Below are 24653 nucleotides of genomic sequence, written 5' to 3'. Positions count from 1 at the left end.
ATGGAGACCTGCTCGGCCAGCCGAACGCCGGATGCGGTCAACCTACCTTGCTCATGACGTTGACCAGATCGGCATCGGCAGGCGCGTCGGCAGGAACCAGGGTCGGAGAGGTCGCACGTTGTGGCCGCACGGACTGAGCCGTGGCAACAACGCTCGAGCGGCCGACGATGATGTGGGCGGTGATGACAGCCGGAACGCCGAGCCCGAACGCAATGTGGACCGTGCTGATCCAGGGCCGAAGCGCTTCGGATCCGACGTAGTAGAGCCCGAACGCCGTCGCGATGAGCAGACCATACATCGCGAGGCTGACGATACCGGTCGCTCGATTCTTCCCGGCACGCCACGCGCGCTGGACGTGCATGGGACCGAGCGCCCCAAGCAGCATCAGCGTCACCATTGCAGTTCCGCCATGCATGCTCAGCAGGTATGCGGCGGCCTGCTGCCACATCTCGCTGTCCAGCTCCGTGCGGGTCTTCATCTGGTCGGCATAGATCCACAGCGCGCCGCTGGCGAACAAGAGCCCGAGAATTCCGTAGAGGGCGAACCGAAACAAGCCCTTAAGCCGCATGCTGGTGAACTCCTTGCCAGTCCGGTGTCGTATGAATGTCGCCGTTCGCCGCAATCAACATGGCGCTCGCCTGGAAGCGCGCCAATGACGCCGCGGACTGCTCGCCGGCGACCATGACGACCTTGGTCAGCGCGTCGGCAACCATGCAGGTTGGCGCGCTCACGGTGGCGCCGTGGGCCGCCCCTGTGGGCAGCCGGGTCGAAGGCGTGACGACCGCTGTATCCATTGTTTCCGTCGATCGAAACGGGTCGAAGCGGCGCGCCGACGACGCGAGCGCCCCATTGCTTACTTCGACCTGGCACAAAAGCCTGTCCGGGAAACGTGGGTCGCGAATGTGGACGATGCGGGCATCGGGCCCGAAGGCGGCGAGGTCCCCACCTGCATTGACCATTGCGGAGCGCACGCCGCGGCTCTGCAACGCCGCGATCGCGCGGTCCACGGCGAACCCCTTGGCGATGCCGCCGAGATCGATCTTGACGGCGGAATCGCGGAAACGGACGCGGTCGTCGGCGAGCAACTCGATCGCAGTCGACTGCGGGACATCCGCTTGCGCCGTCGAGCCCACAGACGGCCTTGCCGCGCCGGCGACGGCAACGTCGAAGGCGCCGTCGGAGTGATGGGTCACATCGAGCGCCATCTTCAGCACGGCGTAGGTCCAGGAATGCACCTTCACGACGCCGCTCGATGCCGCGCGGTTCAGCCGCGACACGTCGCTGTCGGGATCGTGGAAACTCATCAGCCGATGCACGTCGGTCACCGCGGAAAACGCCGCTTCAACGGCATTCTCCGCATCGCAGCGGCGTGCATCCGTGACGTCGATCTCGACGAATGTCCCGAGCAGAGCCCGTGCTCGTCGAAGGCTAGCGGAAGTGGCTGGCATGATACGACAGCACCTTCTTAACGCCCTCGGTCAAATGGGTAGAGGACAGCGTAGCGCCCGAGATGTTGCGAATGTCGGAGTTGATGCGAAGCTCGTTCTGACTGCTCTTGCCGACGAACTGACCGAGCCAGCTGGCATCGTGCACCTCGCCGCCATAGGATTCGCGATAGTTCAGAATGTCGACGCGACGCACCCGCCCGTCGGGTCCGACGGCAACCGTGTAGTCGATCAGGAGGTGCTTGCCAACGACGTGATCGTAATAGAAGTAGCCGCCATTGCTCGACTTCCATACCCTGCCCGGCTGGACTTCGGAAAAGCTGGCTCCCGGAAAAGCGGCCTTCTGCGCCTCTTCGACGCTCATGTACTGAATGGCATGGGCCGGTGCGGCGATCGACATGACGGCCACGGCGGGCGCCGTCCATTTCAACCAATCGCTCATCTCGTCCACCTCAACTTTGTTTCCATGGTACGCCCTCCCTCGCCGAACGCATTTTCGTCTTCTCAGGGTATCGATCGCTGTCAACCTCTCCTGCGAAGCCGTCTAAACCGCAGCAGCGACGCTCCGAACCATCCAGTTCAGTGCGACGATGAACCCGAGCGATCGATCACACTTTGCCTCGGCAACAGCCCTACCCGTTCGCGGGTCTGCCTCCGTCCTTGCGACGTTCGCAACCACGCGCGCTGCAAATGGCTCCGAATGTCAGTCGAGAGAGTAGTGTTTCGATTGCGGCGAATTGCCGCGTCGATGTTGGCGATTTGCCGGAGCGGCTGGGGAATAACAATGTTGCTGCAGATCGCCACATCGCGGGGACCCGCGCTCGCGCAGCTTGCGGCACGCGAGCCTGACATTTCAAAGTCATGCAAAGACGTTTGCAGCCGTTTAGATCGATTCAAAATGCGTAATCCCTTCTTCGAACAGGACCTGGAAAGCGCGTCGCGTTTGGCAGGCGATCGTCCTTCGCGGCGGTAAGGCGGCCGCGCATGAGCATCGCTGCGCACAAACGAAGGTCGGCGCCGCAGATGTGGCGCCGACCTCGTGAACGACATGGCAGAAGACCGCTGCCGCAACTACCACGGCATCTGGTTCATTGCCTCCCACGGATTGCCGCCATAGGGCGAGGGCACGACCTTGATCTTCGCCATCATGCCCCCGTCCTCATGTTCGAGAATATGGCAGTGATAGACGAACTCGCCGACCTGTGAGAACGGGATATCAACCACCACGGGCTTCGACGTGCACTGCCCGTTCCGCCACTGCTCGATGCTGCAGACCCCGCTCTGGGATTCCATTACTTCCGGGACGTTCGGAGTCGCGACGCCGAGCGGGACGTTGTCCTGCAGCATACCCCCGCCGATGCTCCTGTTCAGCGATACCGACAGCGGCGTGTTCTCTCCCGCCTTGCTGTTGACGGTCCGGAAGCGCGTCTGGTGAATGTGGAAGTTGTGATTTTCCGTCGACAGCTGCACCAGCTCCCAGGTCTCGTGGACGGGGCGCTGTCCCGGCGCGAGCGGCAGACAGACGATGTTCTGCGACGGGTCGAACTGGCTCACCGGGAGCTGGGTGCCGGGCACCGGGTTGCCGTTCTGATCGACCTCCTCATAGCCGAGACCGAAGGTGCCGTCGTCGGTCAGGTCGGCGATGCCGAAGAAGATCCGGCGGCGATGCCCCGCCGGCAGCGGACGGCAGCCGGCACGCAGCGGCGCGGCGTTCGCGTACGGCACCTTGGCATCGAGGATGCCCGACGGCTGCATGGTCGCCAAGGCGTCTCCCCTGATGTCCATGGCGTAGGCGATGTGATTGCGCCAACCGCGCTGGTGGAAGTGCACCTTGGCGAGATCGACCGCCGGCCACTGATCGCCGCTACCCATCGTCAATCCGGCCATCTTGAAGGTCGCGGAGGCGGACCGCCCAAGGCTGGCGATCGCACCTGTCGCGGGATCGCGATAGGTGACGAACACCTCGGTGCGCGAGCTCGGCATCATGACCATCTGGGTGACGCAGACCGGCTTCGAATGAAAGCCCGACGTTGGCGACGGCGGACAGGGAACGACCCTGAAGCGGGCGCCGCCGAGACGAACCATGGTGTCCATCGTCGTATCCTGCGGCAGGTTCACGCTCACGCCGTCGACCGAGATCAGCTGCATGACCATCGGCTTCTGCGTCTCGTCATCGGTCAGCTGAAGATTGTAGGACAGGCTGCCGGACGCATTGGTGAGCCGCCAGACCTCGCCATCGGGATCGGTGACCTTGATCTTCGGGAACGTCTGGCCGTTGACCGTGAAGAACCATTTGCCGCCGGAGAAGTTGGAGCCGCCATCGGCCGACAGATCGACGCCCGGGCACGCCCCCTCACGCACTTCGGAGCTGTCTGCCGGAAACTGGGCGCAGAAGCCCGGATCCTGCTGGTTGATCACCTCGCCGGGCTGGACGTCCACCGGACCGCTGTCGAACTGCACCGGGCCGCCGGGCGCGACCTGAAGATCCTTCAGGATCAGATGGCGCACGCTCGCGTCCGGAAACGGCGAATGCCTGGCATCGCCATGCGCATAGTCCGAGACCTCGCCGACCGAGATGATGCCCGCCAGGCCCTGCGAGACCTGGTTGAGCGAGATGCCGTGGATGTGCGGGTGAAACCAGAACTGGCCCGACGGGTGGTTGCGCGGAATCTCGATGCGGTAATCCGCGGAGTCCATCTTGTTGGAGCCGTGCTGATGGGTGGTCTGCGGCACCGGCATGCCGTTGGCCGAGTTGAAGATCTGAACGAAGACGTAGTCCCCGAACGTCTGGTCGGTCAGCGTCGGCGCGCGCGGCTCGACGATCAGCCCATGGGTATGCAGGTTGGTCGGATTGCGAAACAAATTGGCCTGGCCGGGATCGGTGTTGTGATTCACCTTGGCCGGGTCGAGCTGCGGCAGCTGGTTCACCAGCCTGATCTTCAGCGTATCCCCCTTCTGCAGCGCCAGTCGCACGCCACCATAATCCGCCACCGCGGCGCCGGCAGGACATTTGTCGCCTGAGGCCGGCCGCCGACAGATCTCGTAGACCCAGCCGGTCGGGTTCATCGGCGAGCCCCCAGGGGGCTCATAGGTGATCGTCGAGATCGGCTTGGGGCGCGCGATCATCAGCAGATCGAGCACGCCATGCCAACTCCTGAACACCGTCGGCTCGGCCAGATCGTGGGCCTGCGCCGCAGGACCCGCAACGGTCAAACCGGCCAACATCGCGGCCGCCGACGTCAGTAATCGCAGAGTTGGCTTGCGCACACGCCCAACTAACATGCCTGATCCCCATCTGGCTCGAGATACACCGGTAGGAACGATCGCCGTCCCCGGGATGCGGAATTCGAATGAGCAGTCCGAACTCATCAGCCGATCTGCCGCATCGTCCCCTCAGCCTTCGTCGCCATGTCGGGTGGCTCCTTTGTGACGTTTTCTTTCGCTTTGTGAGAATTGCCGACCGGCGTTTAAGAATCGATCTAACTACACGTCCAGACGCCTGCGTTGTGCGCGTGGCGGACAGCAGCGACACAAAAACGACAACCAGCTCTCGTAGCTCGCCATGAAGCTCATGAGATCGTGTCGGACGCGAACGCTGCCGGACATGTTTGTGAGTGCCCCGCTCCGAGGAGACCGAACGATGCTGCTTGCTGTTGTTCTCGCATGGGCCTGCAACGTAACCGGCATGGCCTGTGGAGCACCGACCACCGAGATCATCCAGAAGGCCTATGAGCAGGAGGCGCCGTCATCCGGCGTCCGCCACGACAAGGGCCTCAAGATCGTCGAGGCGACCTGCGACAAGGGCGACCAGGGCGGGCGTTTCCTGTGCCAGGTCTCTTTCGTATCGGAGGACGACCCCGACAAGCGCCTGTATTTCGACATCGTCTCCGCGGCTCTCACGGACAAGGGATGGGTGCTGACGAGCGGATTGTGCAAGCGCTGAGCGCCATCGACCGAGAGCCTCATCGCTTTTGTCGGTGCGGCCTGCCGGCGCCTATCGTCACGCTTCGATCCAGATCGGATCCATCCTTACAATTGACGGCGTCCCGAGCGTTGGCGTTGATGCATCCGGAGCAGCCTCGACTCCGGCGACAGAAAGGGCGGCCCTGCTTGAGCCAGCGGAGGCGCAGTGGGGGTTGACGGCATCTGGGCAAAGCTTTCGTTAGCTGAATTCGTCGGCTGGGCCGGCGCCTGCGCCGGCAGCAGCGTGAGAACGGTGACGTCCTCGCCCCGTTGCAGCGTGACCGATCTCGCCTCGACAAGACGCAGCGTCCAACCCTGATAGTCCGCGCCGGTTCTGATCCGCAACGGCGTCTTGCTGCTCGTATCGACGAACACCGCAAGGCCGCGGTCCCCGTTCACGACGGTGCCGACGAGCGCGAGTTGCGGCCGTTCCGGTGCGGGCGGCTCCTGCACCACCGGAGCCTCCACGACGGCCGGCAGCGGAGCCTCCGTCGGCGGAGGGCGGCGAGACGGCGAAAATAGCGGGCGCTCGCGCGTCGCCGACAGCTGCTCGAGCGGAATGCCCCATAATGGGTTGCCGGTGCGCGATGGCGTTCGCTGCGCGATGGACGGGCCTTGCGCCGGTCCGCTCGGCTGTTCGGCGGAGACCGCTCCCAAGACGTCCAGACCGGCCGAATGGGCGATGCCGAACGCCGACGCCACCGCCAGAATGCTGCAACAGCCGATCATGCAAAGCTTGGCGCGACTGCTCATTGCGGGCCCTGCCACTGTCCGGAGACCGTCATCAGCACGCGTAATTTTCCGCCGGATGCCGCCGCGGGCGCGTTCCCCTCGACGACCAGCTCGTCGACGAACAGACAGGGCATGCCGGCCTCCAGATCGTAGAGGATCGGCTGCAGTTCGGACTGACCGGCCTCGAAGCTCGCACTCCCGCTGATATGACCGTCCTTGGCGCGGGGGCCCTGCACATCGAGCTGCGACGACGACACGCTGCCGCCATGACGCGTCACCACGTCGCCAAGGCGCTGCAGCAGCGCTGCTCCTGCCACGGTCACGGTCGGTCCTTCGAGAAAGGCCGATCCCGTCATGCCGGCATCGCCGTTGCCGGCCTGACGCGCGGCCGCCATGCTGTGGGCGTCCAGCAGGTGGAGTGTATCGGCGAGCGAGGTCACTTCGCTGCGCTGATCGATCATGCTCTTGATCGACAGCACCGTGACCGAGATCAGCACGATCAGCAGTCCCGCATAGGCGGCGGCGGCGATCGAGGGCGATGCGGAATTGTCCGTGACGAGCTTTGCGACGCTCATGTGCCAAGTCCAAAATGGGGCTTGATGCCCGCTTCGATATGGAACCGTTGTCCGGGATCATCAGCCGAACGCGTGGTCGGCGCGAAGAAGGTCGCGCGCGTGAAGTGCGCCGACTGCTCGATCAATTTGACCAGTGCCGGCGCATCCTGGGTCATTCCGACGATTTGCAGTCTGTCTTTCTCGATCCGCAGCTCGGTCACATACGTGTTGTCGGGCAGTATCCGGGACAGCGCCTCCATCAGCACGACCGCCGCGGGGCTTTCCTGCTTGCGTCGCATCAGGCCTCGCAGCGCGGCGTTGTCGGTGCCCTGCAGATCGAGGCGCAGCGCTGCGCGCCGCTCGGAGATCCTCCGCGTGAGCTGGCCTTGCTGCTCGTCCAGCCTCTCGCCCAGCAGGCTCCCCGCCGCGAAAGACAGCGCCGCTGAGATTGCGGCGACGATCAACAGAGCGGCCAGGACCCGACTGACACGGCCGACGTCGAGCGATCCCCCCAGGCGCTGCTCGGTCAACCTCGTTGCATTGGTTGCGGTGAGCCGGTCGTCGACCGGCATCGGCGCCGTCTCAGGCGCAGCAAACAGGATGATCGATCCAGCCCGCCAGGACTCGGCGAGGCGAATGAGAGATTCCAGCTTCGGCCTTGGCGCGGCGATCACCGTGGTCCGGATGCGCTCACTCGATATCTCGACCGGCGCAGTCCTGCCGAACACGGCCTCATGCGCCGACCACGGCGTCAGCCGATCGAGCTGCGAGCGGACCATGGCATCGAGAAACTCGACGGCGCGCTTGGGCAGATCCAGCGGCCGCCAGAGAAAACGGTCCGGCCTCAGCACGACTTCGATCCGGCTGCCGTGAAGGGCCGCCTTCCAGCTCTCCGGAGGCGCGGGCAGGCTCGCGTCGCCGTCCGGCAGGAGAATGCGACAATCGGGCGGGACGGATCGCCCGGGTCGCGCGAGCATCCGCATGATGAAGACGTTCCGTTCGATCTCGATCAGCCGGACAGACGGCTTGATGGTGAGCCGGCCCATCGCGGCCACCACGGCCTCGGCAACGGAGCCGATCCAGCCCGCCAGTTCGCGGCGCACGCGCGTCGACATCGTCATCTCGGCGCCTTTCCTGTTGGCCGAAGCATCCCCGGAGTGTTGACATCATCGCGCCACGCCAGGACGCGGTAAGGATCCTCACCATCGCCCAGCAGGATGACCGCTTCCGTTGCGGCCCTGCGACCGCCGTCAAAGCCGATCGTGACCCACACGCGGACGGCATCGGCGACCTCCAAGGTCGCTCCGGCGCGCGCCGGCCCCAGCGCCGCGTTGAGCGACCTGACGTCGCGACGCAGGCCGGCCCGCTGATCGAGGAAGCTCTTGAGTTGATCCGGGGTCATCCCGGGAAGCGCGGCCACCACCTCGGGGGCGGCCTCCAGCGCGTCGATCTCGCGCCGGCCGCTGAAGACGGTGACGAAGGACATGGCTCTGTCGACCAGCGGCGGCGGCAGGTTGAGCACCAGCCGAAGCTCCTCGACGTTTGCGAACGGCGCGGAACGAGGCATGTAGTCCGCGCCGGCCGTGCGGTAGAGATCGCGCTCCGCGTCCGCAACGTTGTCAGCCGGCGGCGTTCGCCAGCCGACGATCCGCTCGGCATACTCGCCGGCCTTGTCCGCGCGCGCGCCGAGAACCTCGAACAGGTTGGCCAGCATCTGCCTGGATGCCTGGTTGAGATCGATTCGGGCGGCTTCCGACCGGAACGTGACCGAAACCTGCGCATGATCGAGCCGGAATGAAAAGGCGCCGGCGGCGGGGCGCTGCGGCTTCGGCGACGCGGACAATCTGTAGGCCGCAAGCTCGAGGCCTGCCGAGGCCAGCGCCGCCGATCGCAGGCGAGCATCATCGAGCGACAGGCGTTGAGAGGTGCTGACGAGATAGACGGACAAGGCTCCTGCCAGTCCAGCCAGCGAGACCAGGAGCCACAGCACCGCAATGAGTACGAAGCCGCCTTCCCGATCATCGGGATCCGGATCTCGCGGGTGCTTCTGTCGCCACATCATCATTGCTTCGATGCTGTGGAGGCGCGCCCGACCGTTGCATCGGCCGAGAGAGCGTGTCTGTCGCAGGTGGGGTCCGCGGGCCGGCAGACGCTGTCGGGCGGCGCCGAAACACGAATGACGGCGATCCGTGACAGCGACGGTGCGCTTGCGCGGCTTCCGTCGTGCACCGTCACCCGCACGGCCGCAGGCAGCCTTTCTGCATTCTGCCACGATGGACTCCAGATCCGGTCTGTCCCCGCATAGGCAAACGACACCCGGTACGGCGCCTTCAGCAGCACCACCGGATCACCGAAATCCCGGGCGGACGGACTGCCGGGCGCGAATGCCGCGCGGGTGCGGGTCAACGCCGCGCCATCGCCGCCGCCTTCGGTGATGCGGACCACGTCCAGTCCGCTGCCCCGATGCGGTCCGAGCGCCGTTCGGACGAGCGTGATCGAGGTCTCCGACCCGTCGAACAGAACGGACTTGGCCTGCCCATCCGGCTTGATGAATTCGGAGGCCGCGATATCGGCGCCGATGCGATCGAGCGCCATGCTGATGGATTCGCTGCGCTGGATGCGATACAGGCCGCGATCCCAGTTCGGCAGCCATTGCGACGTGACCGCGAGCAGCCCGGAGATCAGCAGCCCCATCAAGACCATGGCGACGAGGACTTCCACGAGGGTGAAGCCAGCTTGAGTATCGTTGGTCCGCGTCGCCATCACTCGGCCCGCCTTCGAAACAGCCGGACGGTTTCCAGCTCCATGGTCGCGCCCGATGGCGATCGCACCTGGAGCACGATCTTCTTTGGGACCCACGCCGACGCGCTGTCCGGTGCGCCGCCATCGATGGCGAATGGCTCCCCCTGCGCGCGCCAGAGATGAGCCGTCGACTCCCCTGACTGGGTCGGCGATGCCGGCGGCAGGCGGGACGGAAAGGCCAGCCACAGTGCGTTATAGGCCGCCTGTACCAGAGCGACGTGCTGCTCCAGCTTCCTGCTGCCGCGCGCCGAGGACCCCATGAGCGCGCCGATCGCGACGAGCGACACCGCCATGATCGCGAGCGCGACCAATGTCTCGATCAGGGTAAATCCTGCCGTCGGCCTATCGGCTCGACAGACCAGTGCTCGGGACAATCTCGATCCCTCCTGTCAGCCAGTTGACGCGAATTTGGTAGCCCGCATCGAGATGGGTGAGCGTGATGACGCCGCCGCACGACATGCCCGATCCGAAGAAGCTGATGGTCTGGATTGCGGGCCGATCGTCGCAACGACGCGGCAGCACCGTCTCGACCCGCACGTCCGTCGGCAAGCGAACGACCTGCCCGTTCGCGCCCGAGCTGAACGAGCGCGCCTGCGCGTCGATGCGAGTCACGACCTCCAAGCCTCGCCTGATCGCGGCGTTGCGATCGGCCTTCAACAGCGCAGCAGCCTCGATCGCATAGGCCTCGAGTTGCGGCCGCGAGGTCTGCCGCGAGACGGCGGGGACCGCGACGGACGCCAGCAGCGCGACGATCGCGAGCACACAGACCATCTCGATCAGAGTGAAGCCGGCCTCGCAGCCGTCACGGCCGACCATCGTTATTTGGCACCCATCGTGATCGACGAAGAGATGTCGGCGGCGAGATCCACGCCGCCCTCCTGCCCGTCCGATCCGTACGACACGATTTCATAGGGCAAATGCTGTCCGGGCGACCGGTAGACGTAGGCGTGATTCCAGGGATCGCTCGGGACATTTCCTCCCTTGAGATACGGACCCGCCCAGCCTGCGATGGTCGAGGCAGGCCGGACCAGCGCGGTCAGACCTTCCGACGAGGTCGGATAGCGCCCGGTGTCGAGATAGAACAGATCGAGCGCGCTCGAAAAACTCTGAATTTGAATCCGGGCGGTCTTGACGCGGGATTCGTTCAGGGAGGACAGCACACGCGGTCCGATCAGACCCATGATCATTCCGATGATGGCAATGACGACCAGCATCTCGACGAGCGTGAAGCCGCTCTGAGGGTCGTCGCGCGCAATGTTGGTCCGCCGCGCGGTACAACTGATCCCTGCCTGTTTCATGCGATGATCCATCTTGTTCTACCCGACGAGTTGCGTCACCGACAGCAGCGCGGTCATCACCGAGACGATGAGACCGCCCACGACGGTGCTGATGAGAATGATCGCGGCCGGACCGACGATGCCCACGATGCGATCGAGGCCGCGCTGCAGCTTCGCCTCGTAGAACTCGGCGATGCGGCCGGCGAGGACCGAAAGCTGCCCGGTCTCCTCGCCGATCCGGATCATCCGCGTGGCCATGGCCGGCAGAATGTTCGTCGCTGCCAGCGCTTCCGACAGCTTGCCGCCGTGACGAACGCGGTCGGCCGCGGCGTTCCACGCCGCGGTGCTGCCGGTGGCCGCCATGATGTCGACCAGGATGCGCAGCGTCGCCGTCAAGGTCAGCCCGCTGCCGAGCAGGATCGCGAGATTGCGGCAGAATACGCTCGTGCGATACGACCTGAACACGGTTGCGAGACCCGGAAGCCGGCAGACCCGCGCGATCACGGCAGCGCGCACGCTTGCGCGGCCAAGGAGGAGGAGAGCCGCAGCAATCAGCGCGCTCGCCGACAGCGCGATCGCCGCGCCATTGCCGCGCACGAAATCGGAGATGTCGAGAAACGTGTTGATGGCGGCGTCGGACCTGGCGCCGAAATCGCGCAGCACCGCCGAGAACTGCGGCAGCACGACGATGAAGAAGAACAGCATCACCAGAAGCGCGGCGATCAGGACGAACAGCGGGTACTGCATCGCGTCGCTGAGCTTGCGACGCATGGCTTCCGCGCGCGCCCGCTCGGCGCCGAGCACATCGAGCACGTGATCAAGAGTGCCCGAGACCTCCCCGACCCGCACCAGCGCGACATACATCGCGGGAAACTGCAAGGCATGATGCGTCAGCGCTTCGGCGAAACTTTCTCCAGCCAGGACGCTGGATCGCAACCGGCTGACGATCGGACGCAGCCGACCGATATCGGCATCGCCAGCGAGAAGCTCGAGCGAGTCCTCGAGGCGGGCTCCGGCCTTCAGCAACAGCGCCAGATCGCGCGTGAAGGTCGTGACATCGCCAGGCGTCGGACCGCCGAACAGCGCCAACGCGTCGCGGGCGAGGACGCTCGCGGCCCTTTCCTCGACCGTCTCGATCGGCAGCAGCCGCAGATACTCGATCCGGTCGATCACCTCCTTGGCGGTGGCAGCCGAGATCGTGCCGTGCACGACGTCGCCGTTCTCGGTCAGTGCACGATAGCGGAATCTGCTCACCGGCTCACCTTAACGTTGTGACGCGCAGGATTTCCGCGACCGACGTGGCGCCGGCCCGGCACTTCGCGACACCATCGTCGAGCATCGTGGTCATGCCGTTCAGAATGGCGCTGCGGTCGATCACGGCCGCATCGGCCGTGCCCTGGATCAGTGACCGGATCTCCGGATTCAGCTCCAGAACCTCGAAGATGCCGAGCCGGCCGCGATAGCCGGTGCCGCCGCAGCGCTCGCAACCCGCCGGCTCGTAGACCGTCTCGCCGACGTCGAAGCCCACCGCGGCGTAGCGCGGGTCCGCGCAGAGATCGTCGGCGCTCAGCATCCGCTTCGACCTGCAGCGCTCGCACAGCCGGCGCACCAGCCGCTGGGCGATCACCGCGCGGAGCGTCGAGCGCAACAGAAAATCTTCCACGCCGAGATCGAGCAACCGCGGTACCGCCGCCGCAGCGTTTTCGGTATGCAGCGTGGTCAGCACGAGATGGCCGGTCAGCGCGGCATGGACCGCGACGTGGGCGGTCTCGCCGTCACGGACCTCTCCGACCATGATCACATCGGGATCTTGCCGCACGAAGGAGCGCAAGGCCGAGGCGAAGGTCAGCCCGATCGACGACTTGACCTGCGATTGGTTGATGCCCGGTATCTCATACTCGACCGGGTCCTCGATGGTGAGGATCTTGCGCGTGGGCTCGTTGAGGATCGACAGCGCGGTCGCGAGCGTTGTGGTCTTGCCGCTGCCGGTCGGCCCGCAGATCACGATCATGCCGTGCGGCAGCGCCAGCAGGCGGCGCAGCGATCGATCGTCGTGGGGAGAAAAGCCGAGCTTCTCGATCGCGAGCAGACCCCGATCCTTGGGAAGCAGCCGGATCACCGCCGACTCGCCATATTGCGTCGGCATCACGGCGACGCGCACGTCCAACTCGATGCGGCCGATGCGAAGCCGCGCAGCGCCATCCTGAGGCAGGCGCCGTTCCGCGATGTTCAACCCGGCGACGATCTTGATGCGCGAGATGACGGCTTGGGGCAGCACGCCGGACGGCTCAGGGAGCGGCTTCAGCAGGCCGTCGACACGCATCCGGACCGATAGCCCGCTCCGCATCGCCTCGACATGGATGTCGCTGGCGCGCAGCTCCACCGCCCGCTCGAACAGATCGTTGACCGCGCGTACCACCGGCGCTCCGGTGGCGAGGTCGCGCAAGCCCTCGATGTCGTCGTCGCGCAGCTGCGGCTCAGCCGTTTCGTTGCGCGCCGGTACTTCGTCCTCGCCGGCGAGCCGGTTCAGCGCGGTGGCAACATCCTCGGCGGAGGCGACCACCAGTTCGACTGCCGTGCCGAACACCAGCTCCGCGGCGCGTGCCGCTGCGGTGTCGCGGGGATCCGCCACCGCAAGACATGGTCCGTGCCCGGCGGATTGGAACGGGAAGACCATCGTCTCCCGCAGGAAGCGCCGTGAAAAATGTTCTGTGAGCGGTTTGGACGCCAGCAAATCGGACAGCGCGATCCGAGTCAATCCGAGTTGCCGCGCGATGTCGTCGGCGGACTCGGGACCTGCGGGATTGGTCGCCGTCGATGACCCCATCCCCGCGCGGTCCTGCGCCGCAGCGTCGACCCGTCCAGCGGCGAGCCGAACCGGCCCCCGGCCATCCCGCAGATCGTCGGCCAATCGTAGAGGAGGAGTCGAGCTCATGGCGCGTCCCGTGACGGATCGTTGTCGATCACCTCATTGCCGAGGTCCGGACTTTCGAACAGTTCGTTCTCGATACCAAAGATGACCCTTCTGCGGTCAGCTGATTAGAACAACTACAAACCCGAAATCGATGCGGTCGCGCGAACTCCGCCGGGCTGCGTCGGCCGCCATTCGATCGCGAGCCGTTGGCCGTCGGCGATCTGATCGGGCGACATCTTGAACGCGATGGCGTCCCGGATTCGAAAATAAGGTTCGCGCAGACGATTGGGCGCTGCGGCCGCTGCAAGATTGAGCCATTTGTAGGCCAGCACGAGGTCCTGGCAGACGCCATGCCCCTTGTCGTAGCTCAGACCCAAGAGGTGCTGCGCCGTCGGGTCGCCGCGCTCGGCGGCTCCGATATAGAGCTCGACCGCCGCCTCGTAGGACTGCGGGACGCCGAACCCGTTTTCATACATGTAGCCGAGCGCGGTCATGGCGGGCGGATGTCCACTCTGCGCCATCGGCGCCAACGCTGCGGCCGCCGTAACATAGTCGCCGCGCGCCAGCGCGGCCCATGCGTCTCCGCGCGGCCGCGCGTCGGCCGCGGCGATGCCGAAGGCGAGCGCCAGAACAGCGAAGGCCGTCGTCGCATGCCGCATCATCGACTGATCCGCGGTGTCTGAAGCGCACTCGTCGAGACCGGCCTGATCGTGCCGCGCAGCTTGGAGCGCAGCTCTTCCGCGACGTAGTGGGCGTCGGTGCCGTCGCGGATGATCTGGGGGCGAATGAAGATGATCAGCTCGGTCCGTCCGCGACTGCGGTCGTTGTTGCTGAAGAGGTCGCCGAGGCCCGGGATCTGGTCGATCCCCGGCACGCCACTGCGGGTGCCCTGATGGGTCTCGCTGATGAGACCGGCCAGCAGCACGGTCTGGCCGCTGGCAACTGCCACCGAGCTCTTCACCTTGCGCTGCGCGACAGTCGGCGTGAGGCTGTTGGCGGTCTGCGGCGAGACGTTGCTGATCTCCTGCTCGATCTCCAGCCGGACGTTGCCGTTCTCGTTGACCCGCGGAGCGACGCGCAGGATGATTCCGGTGTTGCGGTAGTCGATCGTGTTGACGACCGTGTTGTTGGTCGTCAGCACCGTGGCGCTGCCGGTCGAGACCGGCACCTGGTCGCCGACCTGCAATGTCGCCGCCTGGTTGTCGATCACCACCAGCGACGGGTTGGACAGCACCTTGACATCGGTGACCGTATGCAGCGCGCTGAGGATCGCGCTCGGCTGGGATTCCGACCCGACCAGGAAATTGAACCCGGGAAAAGCGCGGCTGAGAAAGGCGTTGGTGATCGTTCCCGCGGCCGAGGCGACCGTTGCCGGCGCCGATGTCGAGGTGGTGTTGAGCACTGAGCCCTGGTCCGGCCTCAGGCCGAGGTTCTTGCTGGTGAGATAGGCCTGCACGCCGTAGTTCAGCGAATCGTTGAGCGTGACTTCGGCGATCGTCGCGTCGATCGCGACCTGCAGCTGCGGACGATCGCACTGACGCAGGGTAGCTTCGATCAGCCGGTAGTTTTCCCTGTCGGCATAGATGAGAAGCGTGTTGTTGACGACGTCGGGGGTGATCCGCACGCCCTCCATGAGCGGCTTGCCGCCCGAACCCGATGCGCGCGATTCCGATCCCGCATCGAGTCCCGCCTGGGTCGGCGGCGGCGCCCCGCCGAAGCCGCGGTTGGCGACCAGGCCGGCGTTGCCCTGCTGCTGGCTCGCGAAGCCGCCCGACTGGGCCGTCGCGCCGGCGGCCGAGAGCCGTTCGCTGCTCGAGCTCGACGATGCTCCGGACCCGGGAGCGAGGTCAGTCGACGATCCCTCGGCCGCGCTGCCCGCGTTTCCGGTGAACATGTCGTTCAGCACCCGCGCCATCTGGCGCGCCTCGCCATACTTGACACGGTAGACATGGACGCTGTTGCGCAGCGTGTTGCCGGCATCGAGCCGCTTGATCCAGGTCTCCGCCGTATGCAGCAGCGCCGGCTTGCGGCTGATGACCATGACGGCGTTCATCCGGCTGACAGTCTGGAACTTGACCATGTTCTGGCCGAGCCCGCTGTCGCCGGTGTCCATGATCTTCTCGAGCTCGGCGACGATCGGCTCGGGATTGCCATTGACGATGGGAAAGATCCCGACCGACTGTCCGCGCATCCAGTCTGCATCGAAGCTCAGCGCGGCATCGATCGCGGTGCGTCGCTCGGCGCCCGTCCCCTGGATCAGCAGCACGTTGCGGCCGGGATCGGCGCGCACCGTGCCGGGCTTGAGCGCAAAGCTGTCGAGCAGCTTCAGCAGTGTCGGGGCGGAGACATATTGCAGTGGCAGCACGGAGATGCCGTAACCAGGCTCTGCCGAGCCTCCGGCGGCATCGACGTTGCCGGCACCCACTGCGTCGCCGAGTGGAATCAGCCGGTATCCGGAGTTGTCGCGAACCAGCGCCGTCCCCGAGAGCCGGAGCGCGTTCTCGAGCACGTAGGCAACGTCCGATTTCGGGACCGGGCGCACCGAGGACAGGCTGACCGTTCCCTGGATCCTTGGATCGATGGTGTAGCCGACGCCGAGAACGTCGCCGAGCACCACCTTGGCCACCGTCGCGATCGGCGTATTCTCGAAGTTCAGCTCGAACCCGTTGCCAACCGGCTGCGAATGCGCGGCCACCTGCTGGATCGGAAGCGAGCCCGCGGCCGGCGCTTCCGCTCGCGCGTCCCTGGCATCTCGTGCATCGTCGTTGCCGCCATAGATCTCGGCACGGGCGCGCCGCGCCGCCGGCGACTGCTCCGGCATGGCCTGCCTGGGATAGCGCGGCGAAAGGTCGATCCGGCCGACCTTGTCAAGCACGTCATCGCCGCGGCTATCGCTGCCGAGCGTCGCCGGGTTGCAGCCCGCCAACGCGATCGACATCGTGAGCAACGTTGCGAGCGTGCGGCATCGCAGCCAAGCTGCGCTCAAATCAGCAATCTCAACCACTCGCCCGCCCACCCGATCTGCCGAGTCCGTTCTACGTTTCGAGGCACACCCGGGCGGAGAGCGGTCGCGCTCCGCCCGGGTGCTCCAACCTGTGTCTTGCGAGGAGACGCCGCTGCCGTCAGGCCGCGGCCCCTGCTCGCGTCGGTCGGCTACCAGAGCCAGCCGACGCCCGCGAGAACCCGGTCGGACATCGCCCCCGCCGCGCTGTGATCGATCACCTTGGTGTAGTTCAGCTTGTAAACCAGGCTGGGATTCGGAAACACGGCAAGGCCGACGTCGTGGAACGTCATGTCACCGCTGCCCGTGATGTTGTTCAGGCCGTTGGTGAGATCGGAGCCGAGCATGCCCGACGTCTGGAAGTTCTGTCGGGTATAGCGATAGAACGGCACGATGTCGTAGTCGTTGGGCGCCCTGAAGTGGTAGGCGATCTCGCCGGAGTAGCCCCACATGTTCTTGCCGACGTTGTTGTCGTCGACGAGATCATTGTTGGCGCGGAGGTTCTCCGGATTGGAGAAGTTTACGTGGGCATATTCAGCCCGCAGCTCCAGCCCGGTGTTCGGAACGCGATAGCGGGCCTCGGTATTGAAGATCGTCATCGCGTTCTTGCCGAGGGGCACCTCGCTGCCGTCCGGCAGCGTCGCATAGGCGCCCCGCGGCGTGACGTTCGGCGAATAATAGATCGCCGAGCTTCCGGCAAAGCCGGGAAGGAACGACGGCGTGTAGCTCAGCCGCAGTGTATAGGCGAGCTGGTTGCTCAGCTGCCGGAAATCGCCGATCGGCGCTCGCGAGAGCGCGAGCGCTTCCGAGCCGTTGATGCCGCCTTCATAGCCGCCCGGATTGATATGACCATTGTCGCCGCGATGATCGAATCCGTCGCCGAAATCCTCCGCGCTCTGGCTGACCTGGAACTGATAGTTCAAGCCGTCGATGATCTTGCCGTGAAACCCTGCCGATGGCGCGTACCATGTCGTCGGGATCAGGCCGTTGGCAAGCTCCGGCCGCTGCACGCTGTAGAACAGCGTCGGCTCGTGATACAGGTTGGTGAAGGAGATCGGGATGAGATCGATACCCGGCGAACGCAGGGTGAAGTGGTCGTTGAACTTGACGTCGAAGAAGGCCTGCTCGACCTCGACCGCACCATGCAGCTTGTCGTCGTTATCGAATGCGGTGCCGCCATGCTCCCATTCCAGCTCCGCGTTGAAAGTGATGGAGTCATTGACCTGATAGGTCGGCAGCAAGACAAGGCGGGCCATGTCGAAGCCGTTCTGCCACTGACCGTTCGCTGCGGGATTTTGCACCGAGCCGAGCTTGATCTCGCCGTACATGCCGATCTTCATGCCGGGGACCGGCGACGGCGCGGCGCCGAACAGGTCTCTGCTGGGCTGCGGCGCAGGTGCTTTTAGATCTGCTGCCGGCAGGAATCGCGGCTTGGAATCCGAATCGGCGAACGCAGCCGCCAGCCGTGATGCCGGGGATGGCGATGGTCCGGCATCGGCCCCCTTCGCCCCACTGTCCCTGACGTCCTTCGAGTCGGCGAGCGCCATGGCGTTGCCGACCGGCTGGCTTGACGCAGTCTGCGCGTTGTCGGAGGCTTTCGCACCTCCGGCACGCGCGTCCTTGGCGCCGATCAGAGGCATCGGGTCGGCCGGGCGGCGAGATGCGAGTGATGCGGACTGTCCGACGCTGGTCGTCTTCTTTGCCTTGGCGTCCTTGAGCTCGACTTGAAGACTGTTGATGCGCTGCTCCATGGACTCGAGCTTCGCCATCAGCGCTTTGACGGCTGCCCCGTCCGTGGACCGCGCCGAGCCGGCGTCGGCCGCCTGGGCTGCTGCGGCGCTCAACGCCAATGTCGATACGGCGGCAAGCAGAGATGGCAGGAGTCGGTCGCGGCCGCGGAGCGGGCCACCGCCTTTGCCAATACTCAAAGCGCCGTCGTGTGAAGACGCGGAGCAATCTGCGCGCCTTCCGCTGCAGCTAATCAAGACCATCAGTCAAACCTCCCCATGATGATGCGCGGACGTGCATCCCCTTCGCCCGCGCCGCCGTGAGCACAGAATTCGTGCGCGACTGCGAGCCATTCGCGCTAGAAGCCCGCGATGTCGATACTTGGGCTCGTCGGAGATGCTCGCGTGTCAGCACTTGGGCGGCGCTCGTTGCGCGGCGGAGGCACGGCTTGCCGACCAATCGCTTGGACGCCAGCCGAGATCTGGCTAAGTGTTTTCAGTCATTGATAATTGCTGCTGGGTTCATGTCCGGCGTGCGGAGCGTCGAGCGGCGCAGCGTAGAGCTGCATTCATGCCTTTGCATCGCGAAGTAATAAGCGACGTCACACTTCGCCAACGACGGCCCTACTCCGAAAGAAATTGCGTTCGTGCGATGGCGCAGCTCGGACGAAGCAATGGAATCCAACGAAAAGCCGCAAGCGGACGCGACTGAGATTGCGGCAAGACGCCGCACGCTTCTCTCGTGGAGATGTCGCATCTACGCACGCGAATACCAGTCCCTTCCGATCAAGGCAGTCAAACCGGAAAGGCGCTCGGCTTCTTTAAAGAGATTCTAAACCGGTTACGCGAACCGACAGCGGTGGTTCTCGAAATGATAACAAATCAGTTGGCGCAGTTTTCAGGGTCGACGACACGCCCGGACTCGCTCCCATCATTACGCCGCATTGCGTGACGCTATTATTCGCCAGTTAGTGTGGTCTATCTGACGTTGGCTTCAGTATTCCCTCGAATGCCATCGACGAAGACGTCGCCTGACCACATCAGGATCGTGAATAGTCAGATACGTCCATCTTCTTCGACGCGCGTGACGGAATTTTCTGCAAAGCGGGACGGACGTCAGGACGGGAGTTGAGGGTGAACCGATTGCTTCGCTTGGTCGCCGCTATCATCGGAGAGGCACTATGAACGCTGTCCATCGGTTGGAGCCGGCGGCCGGACCGTTGCAGAATGTTCTTGGGTATCTCACCGAGATGATCCTGCGCAATGCACGTGCGGTCGCGCGCCTGTCTGACCATCGGCTTGCGGGCGGACAATGCTTCGTGTTCCATCAGCATGAGCTGGAGAAGCTGCCCGGCATTACCTACAACACGTTCGACGCTGATGGGCCCGTGTGGCTCTCCATCGAACGCCTGGTCGCCACCGATCCTCCCGCCGTCGAGTACGACCTGGCGATGTGGATTGACGTGTCCGCTGATCCGGACCGTCGCCCGCTGGTTCGGCAACGCGTGACGATCACGGTGCACGCGGCGGAAAAAGACCGGTTGATCGCGGCCGGTGACGCACGCGGCGAGCACTGCTCGCCGGCGAACGGCCCGGGGGTGGCCGCCGGGCTCTGGAACGTGCGATTGCATCTTGAGCAACGCCCGGACATCGTCGAGCGTCTGGACCGCTATCTCGCCGGCTCGTGGACAAATTGGGCCGCGGCCGAGCGGCTACGCCGCAAGACCATCGCGGTTCATCAGCGATTGCGCGAGATGGCTCGCGTGGCGGGAGCCGGAGGCAACGATGGCAGCTGCGAAATCGTGTGGGGCATTGGCGTGTCACGCTGGCGGCAACAAGGCCGCGAGTTGGATCTTCCGCTGCTCGAACGCCTGGTCGAGATCGAGGTCCTCGATGGCTCCGACACCGAAATCAGAATCCGGCCCCGCATGGTCGGCGCGACGGTCAATCTCAAGGCGTTCGAACCGCTGACATCAGCGGCCGGATTGGCGGGGCAAACGGCCGAGCAGTTGCTCGAGACGATCGAGCGCGGCAACGAGCTTTCGCCATTCCAGCCCGCCAGCTTCGAGCCGGTTCTCAGCGCCATCGGCTCACAGCTCGACCCGCATGGGATCTACTGTCCCACCATGCCCGACTCCGCGTTGCTGCTTCCCGAGGAGGACGAGCAACTGGTCGTCTCCGATCGCTGGGTGATCTTTGCGCGGCCGCGCTCGGACGCACTGCTGTTGCGCGACATCGAGCGGCTGAAGCGAGCGATCGAATACGCGCCCGGCGACGCTTGCTGCCTGGCCGCACTGTCTCGCCTTCTGCTTGGCGCGCCGGACCACGAAGCCCATGACGGCGCGCGCCGTCGTCTATCCGGCGTGATCGGTGAACCGATCGACGTCGGGCCGGATGCGCAGATCGCGGCGGATCACGGCGACCTGTTCTTTCCGCTGCCGACGAACTCCGACCAGATGGAGGTCGTGCGACAGCTCCGGCGATCGGACGGACTTGTCGTGCAAGGCGCGCGCGGGTCCGAGCGCACGTCCACCCTCGTCAACCTGGTTTGCCATCACCTCGCAATGGGCCTGCGCGTTCTCGTCGTCTCGCGCAACGAGGCTGCACTCGGACTGTTGTCCGAGAAGCTGCCGCGCGCTGTCCGTGATCTGACCGTCGATCTAACCGGCTCCGACAAGGACGTCTTGAAGCATGCGGAGACAGTCGTCAGCCGGCTGCTGTCGATCCTCAAGACCACGAACCCGCGCGCGCAGGCGGAACAGGTCAATCGGCTGGAGCGCGACATCATCGCGACCAGCGTCGAGATATCGCGTCTCGATGACGCGTTCGCAGACATCGCCAGCCGCAGCATGCTGCGGTCATCCGGTGTCCCCGACCTGCCGTTCGACGCGTTGACCACGCTGATCGCCGACCGCGACGCCTATGCCTGGTTCACCGATCAGCCGTCACGATTCGTGAGTGAGAGCGACCTTCTGGTTGCGGCAGTCGAGCAGGCCCGTGAGGCGCGTGTTCGGCTGGGTACCGATCTCGCATATGTCGACGACGCGCTCCCGGAAATCGCGGCCCTGCCGGACGCCGTGACCGTGAGACGTTTGCATGAGGACCTGCAGCCGGCGCGGATCGACGGCGAAAGCCATGACAGCCGGCTTGCCTGCCAGATCATCGCGGAGCTCGGGCCGGACGGAGCGGACTTGCTCGCCGGCGACCTCGACGCGCTCGCGGCGGCCCACCGGATCATTGCCGACGAGCCCTGGCTCGCAGCGCTGTCGCCGGTCGGCCGCAAGGCCGATGCAATGTCGGTTGACGGTGGCATCCTCGTCGATTTTGCCCGCGATGCGTCGTCCCTGCTGTCGCAACGTGCCGGCTTCCTGGTTCGGCCGGTGGAAACGCCGGCGGACGCCTTCGCCAGCCAGGAACTGCTCACGATTGTCGAACGGCTGTCGGCCGGAGCAAGGCCGTTCGCGACATTCTCCCTGTCCGGCCGTGCGTTGAAGCAGACCGTGGAGGCGATCAGGGTGGCTGGCTTCGCGCCGAAAGGCGCGGCCGACTGGGGCCATGTTCGCGACTATCTGACCTGGCGTCGTCACCTGCATTCGCTCGACGCCAGATGGCGATCGCTGGCGGCCGAAATCGGTGCGCCTGCGCCCGAGCCGGACTCCTCTCACACGTTCCACGGTCACGAGCGCGTCGTCAAAAGCGTCGAGGCCGCGATCGTGCTGGCGGCGCTGGCGAAGCGCAATGTTCTCACCGCCGCACCGAAGCTGTCGATGCCGGACGACGCGATCGCCGGATTGCTCGGTGACGGCCGACGACTTTCTGCGCTGGCAGCTGCGGTGAGGAGCATGGCTCTCCGCATCGGCAAGCAGCGGCTGGAGCTCACCCGGCTGAACGGGCTGTTTGGCGGCAGCGGCAAGCTCGCAACGCAGGCTCATGCCGACGTGCTCTCGCAGATCGGCTGCGATGGTGTCGACCCGCGCGACATCGAGGCGCGCTGGAGCACCCTTCGCACCCGGCTGCAGTCGCTGCACGACCGGCGCCAGGATCTCGAGCTGCTCGACGAGGTCTGCCGAGCGATCACCGAGGCCGGAGCGGACGCCTTCGCCCGGCGGATCAGGACCGAGCCGGCACATCCGCAGACCGGGGATCCGGTGCTCGTTGCAGATTGGATGATGGCCTGGAATTGGGCGGTGCTGATGCGGCAGACCGAAGGCATCGGTCAGCATCAGCGTTTGCAGGACCTGTCCGACCAGCGCGCGGCGCTGGAGATGCAGTTGCGCGAGCTGTTCGGCCAGGTCGTCGTGGCACGGATGCATCTCGGCCTGGCACAGAACACCGGCAGCGCCATGAGGCAGGCGCTCACCGTGTTCATGACCACGCTGAGAAAGATGGCAGCGACCTGTTCCGGCCCCACCGCATGCCGGTTGCGTCAGGCTGCACGCGAGGCACTCGAGAGCTGCTGCGAAGGCATCCCATGCCAGCTCGTGCCAGCATGGCGCGTGGCCGAGCAGCTACCGGCCCGGCTCGGCGCATTTGATCTCGTCGTCATCGACGATGCCTCGCAATCCGATCTCCGCGAACTCACTGCGATGCTCCGAGCCCGCAAGGTCGTCGTCATCGAGGACGATCGGCAGACCGGCGAGCGCGTCGCGCAAGGTGAGCACGACATCGAAACCATCGCACGCAGCATCCTGCGCAGCGGTCCGGCTGCCATGCGCCGGTTCCTGCTGCCGGGCGCAGCGCTCTGCGATTTCGTCAAGATGCTGTTTCCCGACCGGATGATCAGACTTCGGGAGCACGCTCGCCGGGTCGATCCGGTCGCGCTTGCAGCCGTCGGCTCACAGCAGCCATCGGCACAGCCGGCGACCAGCCCGCATCCGGCTGCCGCGCGGCTCACTGGCGCGGCGGAGGATCACCCGGCATCCGCGCGATCCGTAACGCGCCGCGCCTATTCGCTGGAAGACGAGATCGCCACGGTGGCCGAAAGCCTGTCGCTGGCGCGGCTCTCGGAGCAACGCGCTGAGCCGGCCATCTCGATCGAGAGCCCGGTGCCGGATTGGCTGGGCAACCGCGCCGGCGCCGGCATCGGGGCGCGTCCAACGCGGCGCCGCGAGCATGAGGTCGCGACCGATGAAACGCGTGCCGCCTCGTCGTCTGATACGCCCGCCTCTGCGCCGCCCGCGTCCGTCGCGCCCGCAGCGCCGGTCGAGATCGAGGAGAATCAGCCGTCCGCGGCCGATCGGCTCGCGGAGGCTGCGAGGTCGCCGGCCGACGATGCCACCATCGCGCGGGTGGCCGTGCTCGCCCGCCCGGCGGAACTGTCCGAGACGACGACGCGCGGCCAAGCCGAGTCGGAGCGCGACGCCGTGCATATCGATCATCGCGCGCTGTCGCCGGGTCGGCGTCCGCGGCCTGATCATGGAGCGAGGCGTCCACACCGCTCGCTCCGCCGGCACATGATGGCCGCTGCCGCCGGCTTGGCGGTCGCGGTGGTTGGCGCATCGATCTACTGGCAGCCGGCGGCGAGCCGGATCACGACGTCCTTGCAAACCGTTTTGAACCGACTCCCGGTGTCCTGGAATGCCGCCTCGCCGGCCGCCGCCGAGCCGCGCAAGGTCATCGCGGATCGGATAACGCCTGACGCCAGGGGCGGTGCTGGCGGCGATGCGATCACCACGGGGAGCGCGACTGAGACGATGGTGTCACATGCCGTGCTGTACCAGGAGGATCCGCAGGATCCGCACGGCAAGCGCTATCTCGGGAAAGTCACCTGGCATGTCGAGCCTGCGGCAGGAGCGGTGCCAGCCTCGATCAAAGGCGATGTCGAGATCGACAAGAGGATGACGGCGACGTTGTCGCTGCGTCCAAACAAGGAAGCCGAAATGCCGGCGAGCCACATCATGGAGATCAAGTTCAACTGGCCGGACGACCCGTCTCACGCCGGGGTGGAGACCTTGAAGGGCGTCAGCATGAAGCCCAAGGAAGCGGGTCGCGGGACCCCGTTGACCACCATGACCGCCAAGGTGACGCCGGAGTTCTTCATGATCGCGCTGTCGGCGGGGGATGTCGACATGAAGCGGAACGTGTTGCTGCTCAAGGGCAAGGACTGGATCGACATCCCGATCGTCTACAATGGCGGCAGCCGGGCGGTGCTGGCGATCGAGAAGGGAGCGGACGGTGAGCGCGCGTTCAAGGATGCGTTTGCCGCCTGGGGCCAATGACCCGGCGGCAAGGCCGGCGC

General features: G+C 65.5%; 19 protein-coding genes. 2 read left to right on the top strand and 17 right to left on the bottom strand.

The genetic code is table 11. The annotated features are described in order from the left end of the window. Positions 1 to 37 precede the first annotated feature (37 nt). The 4 genes from QW887_RS10685 to QW887_RS10670 all read right to left on the bottom strand — a co-directional run bounded on the left by QW887_RS10685 (position 38) and on the right by QW887_RS10670 (position 4511). A complete protein-coding gene (locus tag QW887_RS10685) occupies positions 38 to 568 on the bottom strand; it encodes a hypothetical protein (RefSeq protein WP_315828123.1) in 531 nt (176 codons plus the stop codon). Beyond that, complete coding sequence (locus tag QW887_RS10680) at positions 558 to 1448, bottom strand: FAD:protein FMN transferase (RefSeq protein WP_315828122.1); 891 nt, start codon at positions 1446 to 1448, stop codon at positions 558 to 560. Before QW887_RS10680 ends, QW887_RS10685 begins: the two co-directional genes overlap by 11 nt. After that, the gene (locus QW887_RS10675; protein WP_315752014.1) at positions 1429 to 1887 is read right to left on the bottom strand and encodes an FMN-binding protein; all 459 of its coding nucleotides are present in this window, start codon (positions 1885 to 1887) and stop codon (positions 1429 to 1431) included. The genes QW887_RS10680 and QW887_RS10675 overlap by 20 nt, the downstream gene beginning before the upstream one ends. Before the next feature lie 629 nt (positions 1888 to 2516). Continuing rightward, positions 2517 to 4511 carry a multicopper oxidase domain-containing protein gene (locus QW887_RS10670; protein ID WP_316164823.1) on the bottom strand — a complete coding sequence of 665 codons (1995 nt, stop codon included), beginning with the start codon at positions 4509 to 4511 and terminating at the stop codon, positions 2517 to 2519. Between the two features lie 574 nt (positions 4512 to 5085). Here QW887_RS10670 and QW887_RS10665 point away from each other — a divergent pair. Beyond that, entirely contained in the window at positions 5086 to 5388 is a 303-nt protein-coding gene (locus QW887_RS10665) for a hypothetical protein (RefSeq protein ID WP_316170669.1), read from the top strand. Between the two features lie 86 nt (positions 5389 to 5474). Here the strand turns inward: QW887_RS10665 and QW887_RS10660 are convergent, their stop codons facing one another. The 13 genes from QW887_RS10660 to QW887_RS10600 all read right to left on the bottom strand — a co-directional run bounded on the left by QW887_RS10660 (position 5475) and on the right by QW887_RS10600 (position 18679). Beyond that, complete coding sequence (locus QW887_RS10660) at positions 5475 to 6161, bottom strand: hypothetical protein (protein ID WP_316194519.1); 687 nt, start codon at positions 6159 to 6161, stop codon at positions 5475 to 5477. Next, on the bottom strand, positions 6158 to 6715 hold the full coding sequence (gene gspM, locus QW887_RS10655; RefSeq protein WP_316194517.1) for a type II secretion system protein GspM: 558 nt from the start codon (positions 6713 to 6715) through the stop codon (positions 6158 to 6160). Before gspM ends, QW887_RS10660 begins: the two co-directional genes overlap by 4 nt. After that, positions 6712 to 7815, bottom strand: coding sequence for a PilN domain-containing protein (locus QW887_RS10650; RefSeq protein WP_316194515.1), 1104 nt, complete (start codon positions 7813 to 7815; stop codon positions 6712 to 6714). The genes gspM and QW887_RS10650 overlap by 4 nt, the downstream gene beginning before the upstream one ends. Next, positions 7812 to 8753, bottom strand: coding sequence for a type II secretion system protein GspK (locus tag QW887_RS10645; protein WP_316194614.1), 942 nt, complete (start codon positions 8751 to 8753; stop codon positions 7812 to 7814). The genes QW887_RS10650 and QW887_RS10645 overlap by 4 nt, the downstream gene beginning before the upstream one ends. A gap of 2 nt (positions 8754 to 8755) precedes the next feature. Beyond that, a complete protein-coding gene (locus QW887_RS10640) occupies positions 8756 to 9457 on the bottom strand; it encodes a prepilin-type N-terminal cleavage/methylation domain-containing protein (protein WP_316194514.1) in 702 nt (233 codons plus the stop codon). Further along, positions 9457 to 9870: a type II secretion system protein gene (locus QW887_RS10635; RefSeq protein WP_316194513.1), complete on the bottom strand. Its 414-nt coding sequence runs from the start codon at positions 9868 to 9870 to the stop codon at positions 9457 to 9459. Before QW887_RS10635 ends, QW887_RS10640 begins: the two co-directional genes overlap by 1 nt. Beyond that, positions 9839 to 10312 carry a prepilin-type N-terminal cleavage/methylation domain-containing protein gene (locus QW887_RS10630; RefSeq protein WP_315828115.1) on the bottom strand — a complete coding sequence of 158 codons (474 nt, stop codon included), beginning with the start codon at positions 10310 to 10312 and terminating at the stop codon, positions 9839 to 9841. The genes QW887_RS10635 and QW887_RS10630 overlap by 32 nt, the downstream gene beginning before the upstream one ends. 2 nt (positions 10313 to 10314) lie before the next feature. Continuing rightward, on the bottom strand, positions 10315 to 10794 hold the full coding sequence (gene gspG, locus QW887_RS10625; RefSeq protein WP_316194512.1) for a type II secretion system major pseudopilin GspG: 480 nt from the start codon (positions 10792 to 10794) through the stop codon (positions 10315 to 10317). An 18-nt stretch (positions 10795 to 10812) separates the two neighbouring features. Beyond that, the gene (locus QW887_RS10620; RefSeq protein ID WP_315715585.1) at positions 10813 to 12027 is read right to left on the bottom strand and encodes a type II secretion system F family protein; all 1215 of its coding nucleotides are present in this window, start codon (positions 12025 to 12027) and stop codon (positions 10813 to 10815) included. Positions 12028 to 12031: 4 nt separating this feature from the next. Next, positions 12032 to 13708, bottom strand: coding sequence for a GspE/PulE family protein (locus QW887_RS10615; RefSeq protein WP_315813930.1), 1677 nt, complete (start codon positions 13706 to 13708; stop codon positions 12032 to 12034). 113 nt (positions 13709 to 13821) lie between these two features. After that, positions 13822 to 14349, bottom strand: a complete 528-nt coding sequence (locus tag QW887_RS10610) for a tetratricopeptide repeat protein (protein WP_316194511.1) — start codon at positions 14347 to 14349, stop codon at positions 13822 to 13824. Continuing rightward, the gene (gene gspD / locus QW887_RS10605; RefSeq protein WP_316194510.1) at positions 14346 to 16703 is read right to left on the bottom strand and encodes a type II secretion system secretin GspD; all 2358 of its coding nucleotides are present in this window, start codon (positions 16701 to 16703) and stop codon (positions 14346 to 14348) included. Before gspD ends, QW887_RS10610 begins: the two co-directional genes overlap by 4 nt. Before the next feature lie 137 nt (positions 16704 to 16840). After that, the gene (locus QW887_RS10600; protein ID WP_316194509.1) at positions 16841 to 18679 is read right to left on the bottom strand and encodes a porin; all 1839 of its coding nucleotides are present in this window, start codon (positions 18677 to 18679) and stop codon (positions 16841 to 16843) included. A 917-nt stretch (positions 18680 to 19596) separates the two neighbouring features. Between QW887_RS10600 and QW887_RS10595 the strand changes: the two genes are divergently transcribed. Next, positions 19597 to 24633 carry a helicase gene (locus QW887_RS10595; RefSeq protein ID WP_316194508.1) on the top strand — a complete coding sequence of 1679 codons (5037 nt, stop codon included), beginning with the start codon at positions 19597 to 19599 and terminating at the stop codon, positions 24631 to 24633. The last annotated feature ends 20 nt before the right edge of the window (positions 24634 to 24653 follow it).

The organism is Bradyrhizobium sp. SZCCHNRI3052, assembly GCF_032484895.1.
Lineage (GTDB): Bacteria > Pseudomonadota > Alphaproteobacteria > Rhizobiales > Xanthobacteraceae > Bradyrhizobium.
Note: the sequence above shows the minus strand (reverse complement) of the source record. Positions and strands in the feature narration are given on the sequence as shown.

Excerpts from the sequence above, each read along its gene's own strand:
- QW887_RS10610 (WP_316194511.1), bottom strand. The coding sequence starts at position 14,349 with ATGATGCGGCATGCGACGACGGCCTTCGCTGTTCTGGCGCTCGCCTTC.
- QW887_RS10680 (WP_315828122.1), bottom strand. The coding sequence starts at position 1,448 with ATGCCAGCCACTTCCGCTAGCCTTCGACGAGCACGGGCTCTGCTCGGG.
- QW887_RS10615 (WP_315813930.1), bottom strand. The coding sequence starts at position 13,708 with ATGAGCTCGACTCCTCCTCTACGATTGGCCGACGATCTGCGGGATGGC.
- QW887_RS10675 (WP_315752014.1), bottom strand. The coding sequence starts at position 1,887 with ATGAGCGATTGGTTGAAATGGACGGCGCCCGCCGTGGCCGTCATGTCG.
- QW887_RS10640 (WP_316194514.1), bottom strand. The coding sequence starts at position 9,457 with ATGGCGACGCGGACCAACGATACTCAAGCTGGCTTCACCCTCGTGGAA.
- gspM (WP_316194517.1), bottom strand. The coding sequence starts at position 6,715 with ATGAGCGTCGCAAAGCTCGTCACGGACAATTCCGCATCGCCCTCGATC.
- QW887_RS10685 (WP_315828123.1), bottom strand. The coding sequence starts at position 568 with ATGCGGCTTAAGGGCTTGTTTCGGTTCGCCCTCTACGGAATTCTCGGG.
- QW887_RS10630 (WP_315828115.1), bottom strand. The coding sequence starts at position 10,312 with ATGGTCGGCCGTGACGGCTGCGAGGCCGGCTTCACTCTGATCGAGATG.
- QW887_RS10600 (WP_316194509.1), bottom strand. The coding sequence starts at position 18,679 with ATGGTCTTGATTAGCTGCAGCGGAAGGCGCGCAGATTGCTCCGCGTCT.
- QW887_RS10595 (WP_316194508.1), top strand. The coding sequence starts at position 19,597 with ATGAACGCTGTCCATCGGTTGGAGCCGGCGGCCGGACCGTTGCAGAAT.
- QW887_RS10660 (WP_316194519.1), bottom strand. The coding sequence starts at position 6,161 with ATGAGCAGTCGCGCCAAGCTTTGCATGATCGGCTGTTGCAGCATTCTG.
- QW887_RS10665 (WP_316170669.1), top strand. The coding sequence starts at position 5,086 with ATGCTGCTTGCTGTTGTTCTCGCATGGGCCTGCAACGTAACCGGCATG.
- gspG (WP_316194512.1), bottom strand. The coding sequence starts at position 10,794 with ATGAAACAGGCAGGGATCAGTTGTACCGCGCGGCGGACCAACATTGCG.
- QW887_RS10670 (WP_316164823.1), bottom strand. The coding sequence starts at position 4,511 with ATGAACCCGACCGGCTGGGTCTACGAGATCTGTCGGCGGCCGGCCTCA.
- QW887_RS10645 (WP_316194614.1), bottom strand. The coding sequence starts at position 8,753 with ATGTGGCGACAGAAGCACCCGCGAGATCCGGATCCCGATGATCGGGAA.
- QW887_RS10650 (WP_316194515.1), bottom strand. The coding sequence starts at position 7,815 with ATGACGATGTCGACGCGCGTGCGCCGCGAACTGGCGGGCTGGATCGGC.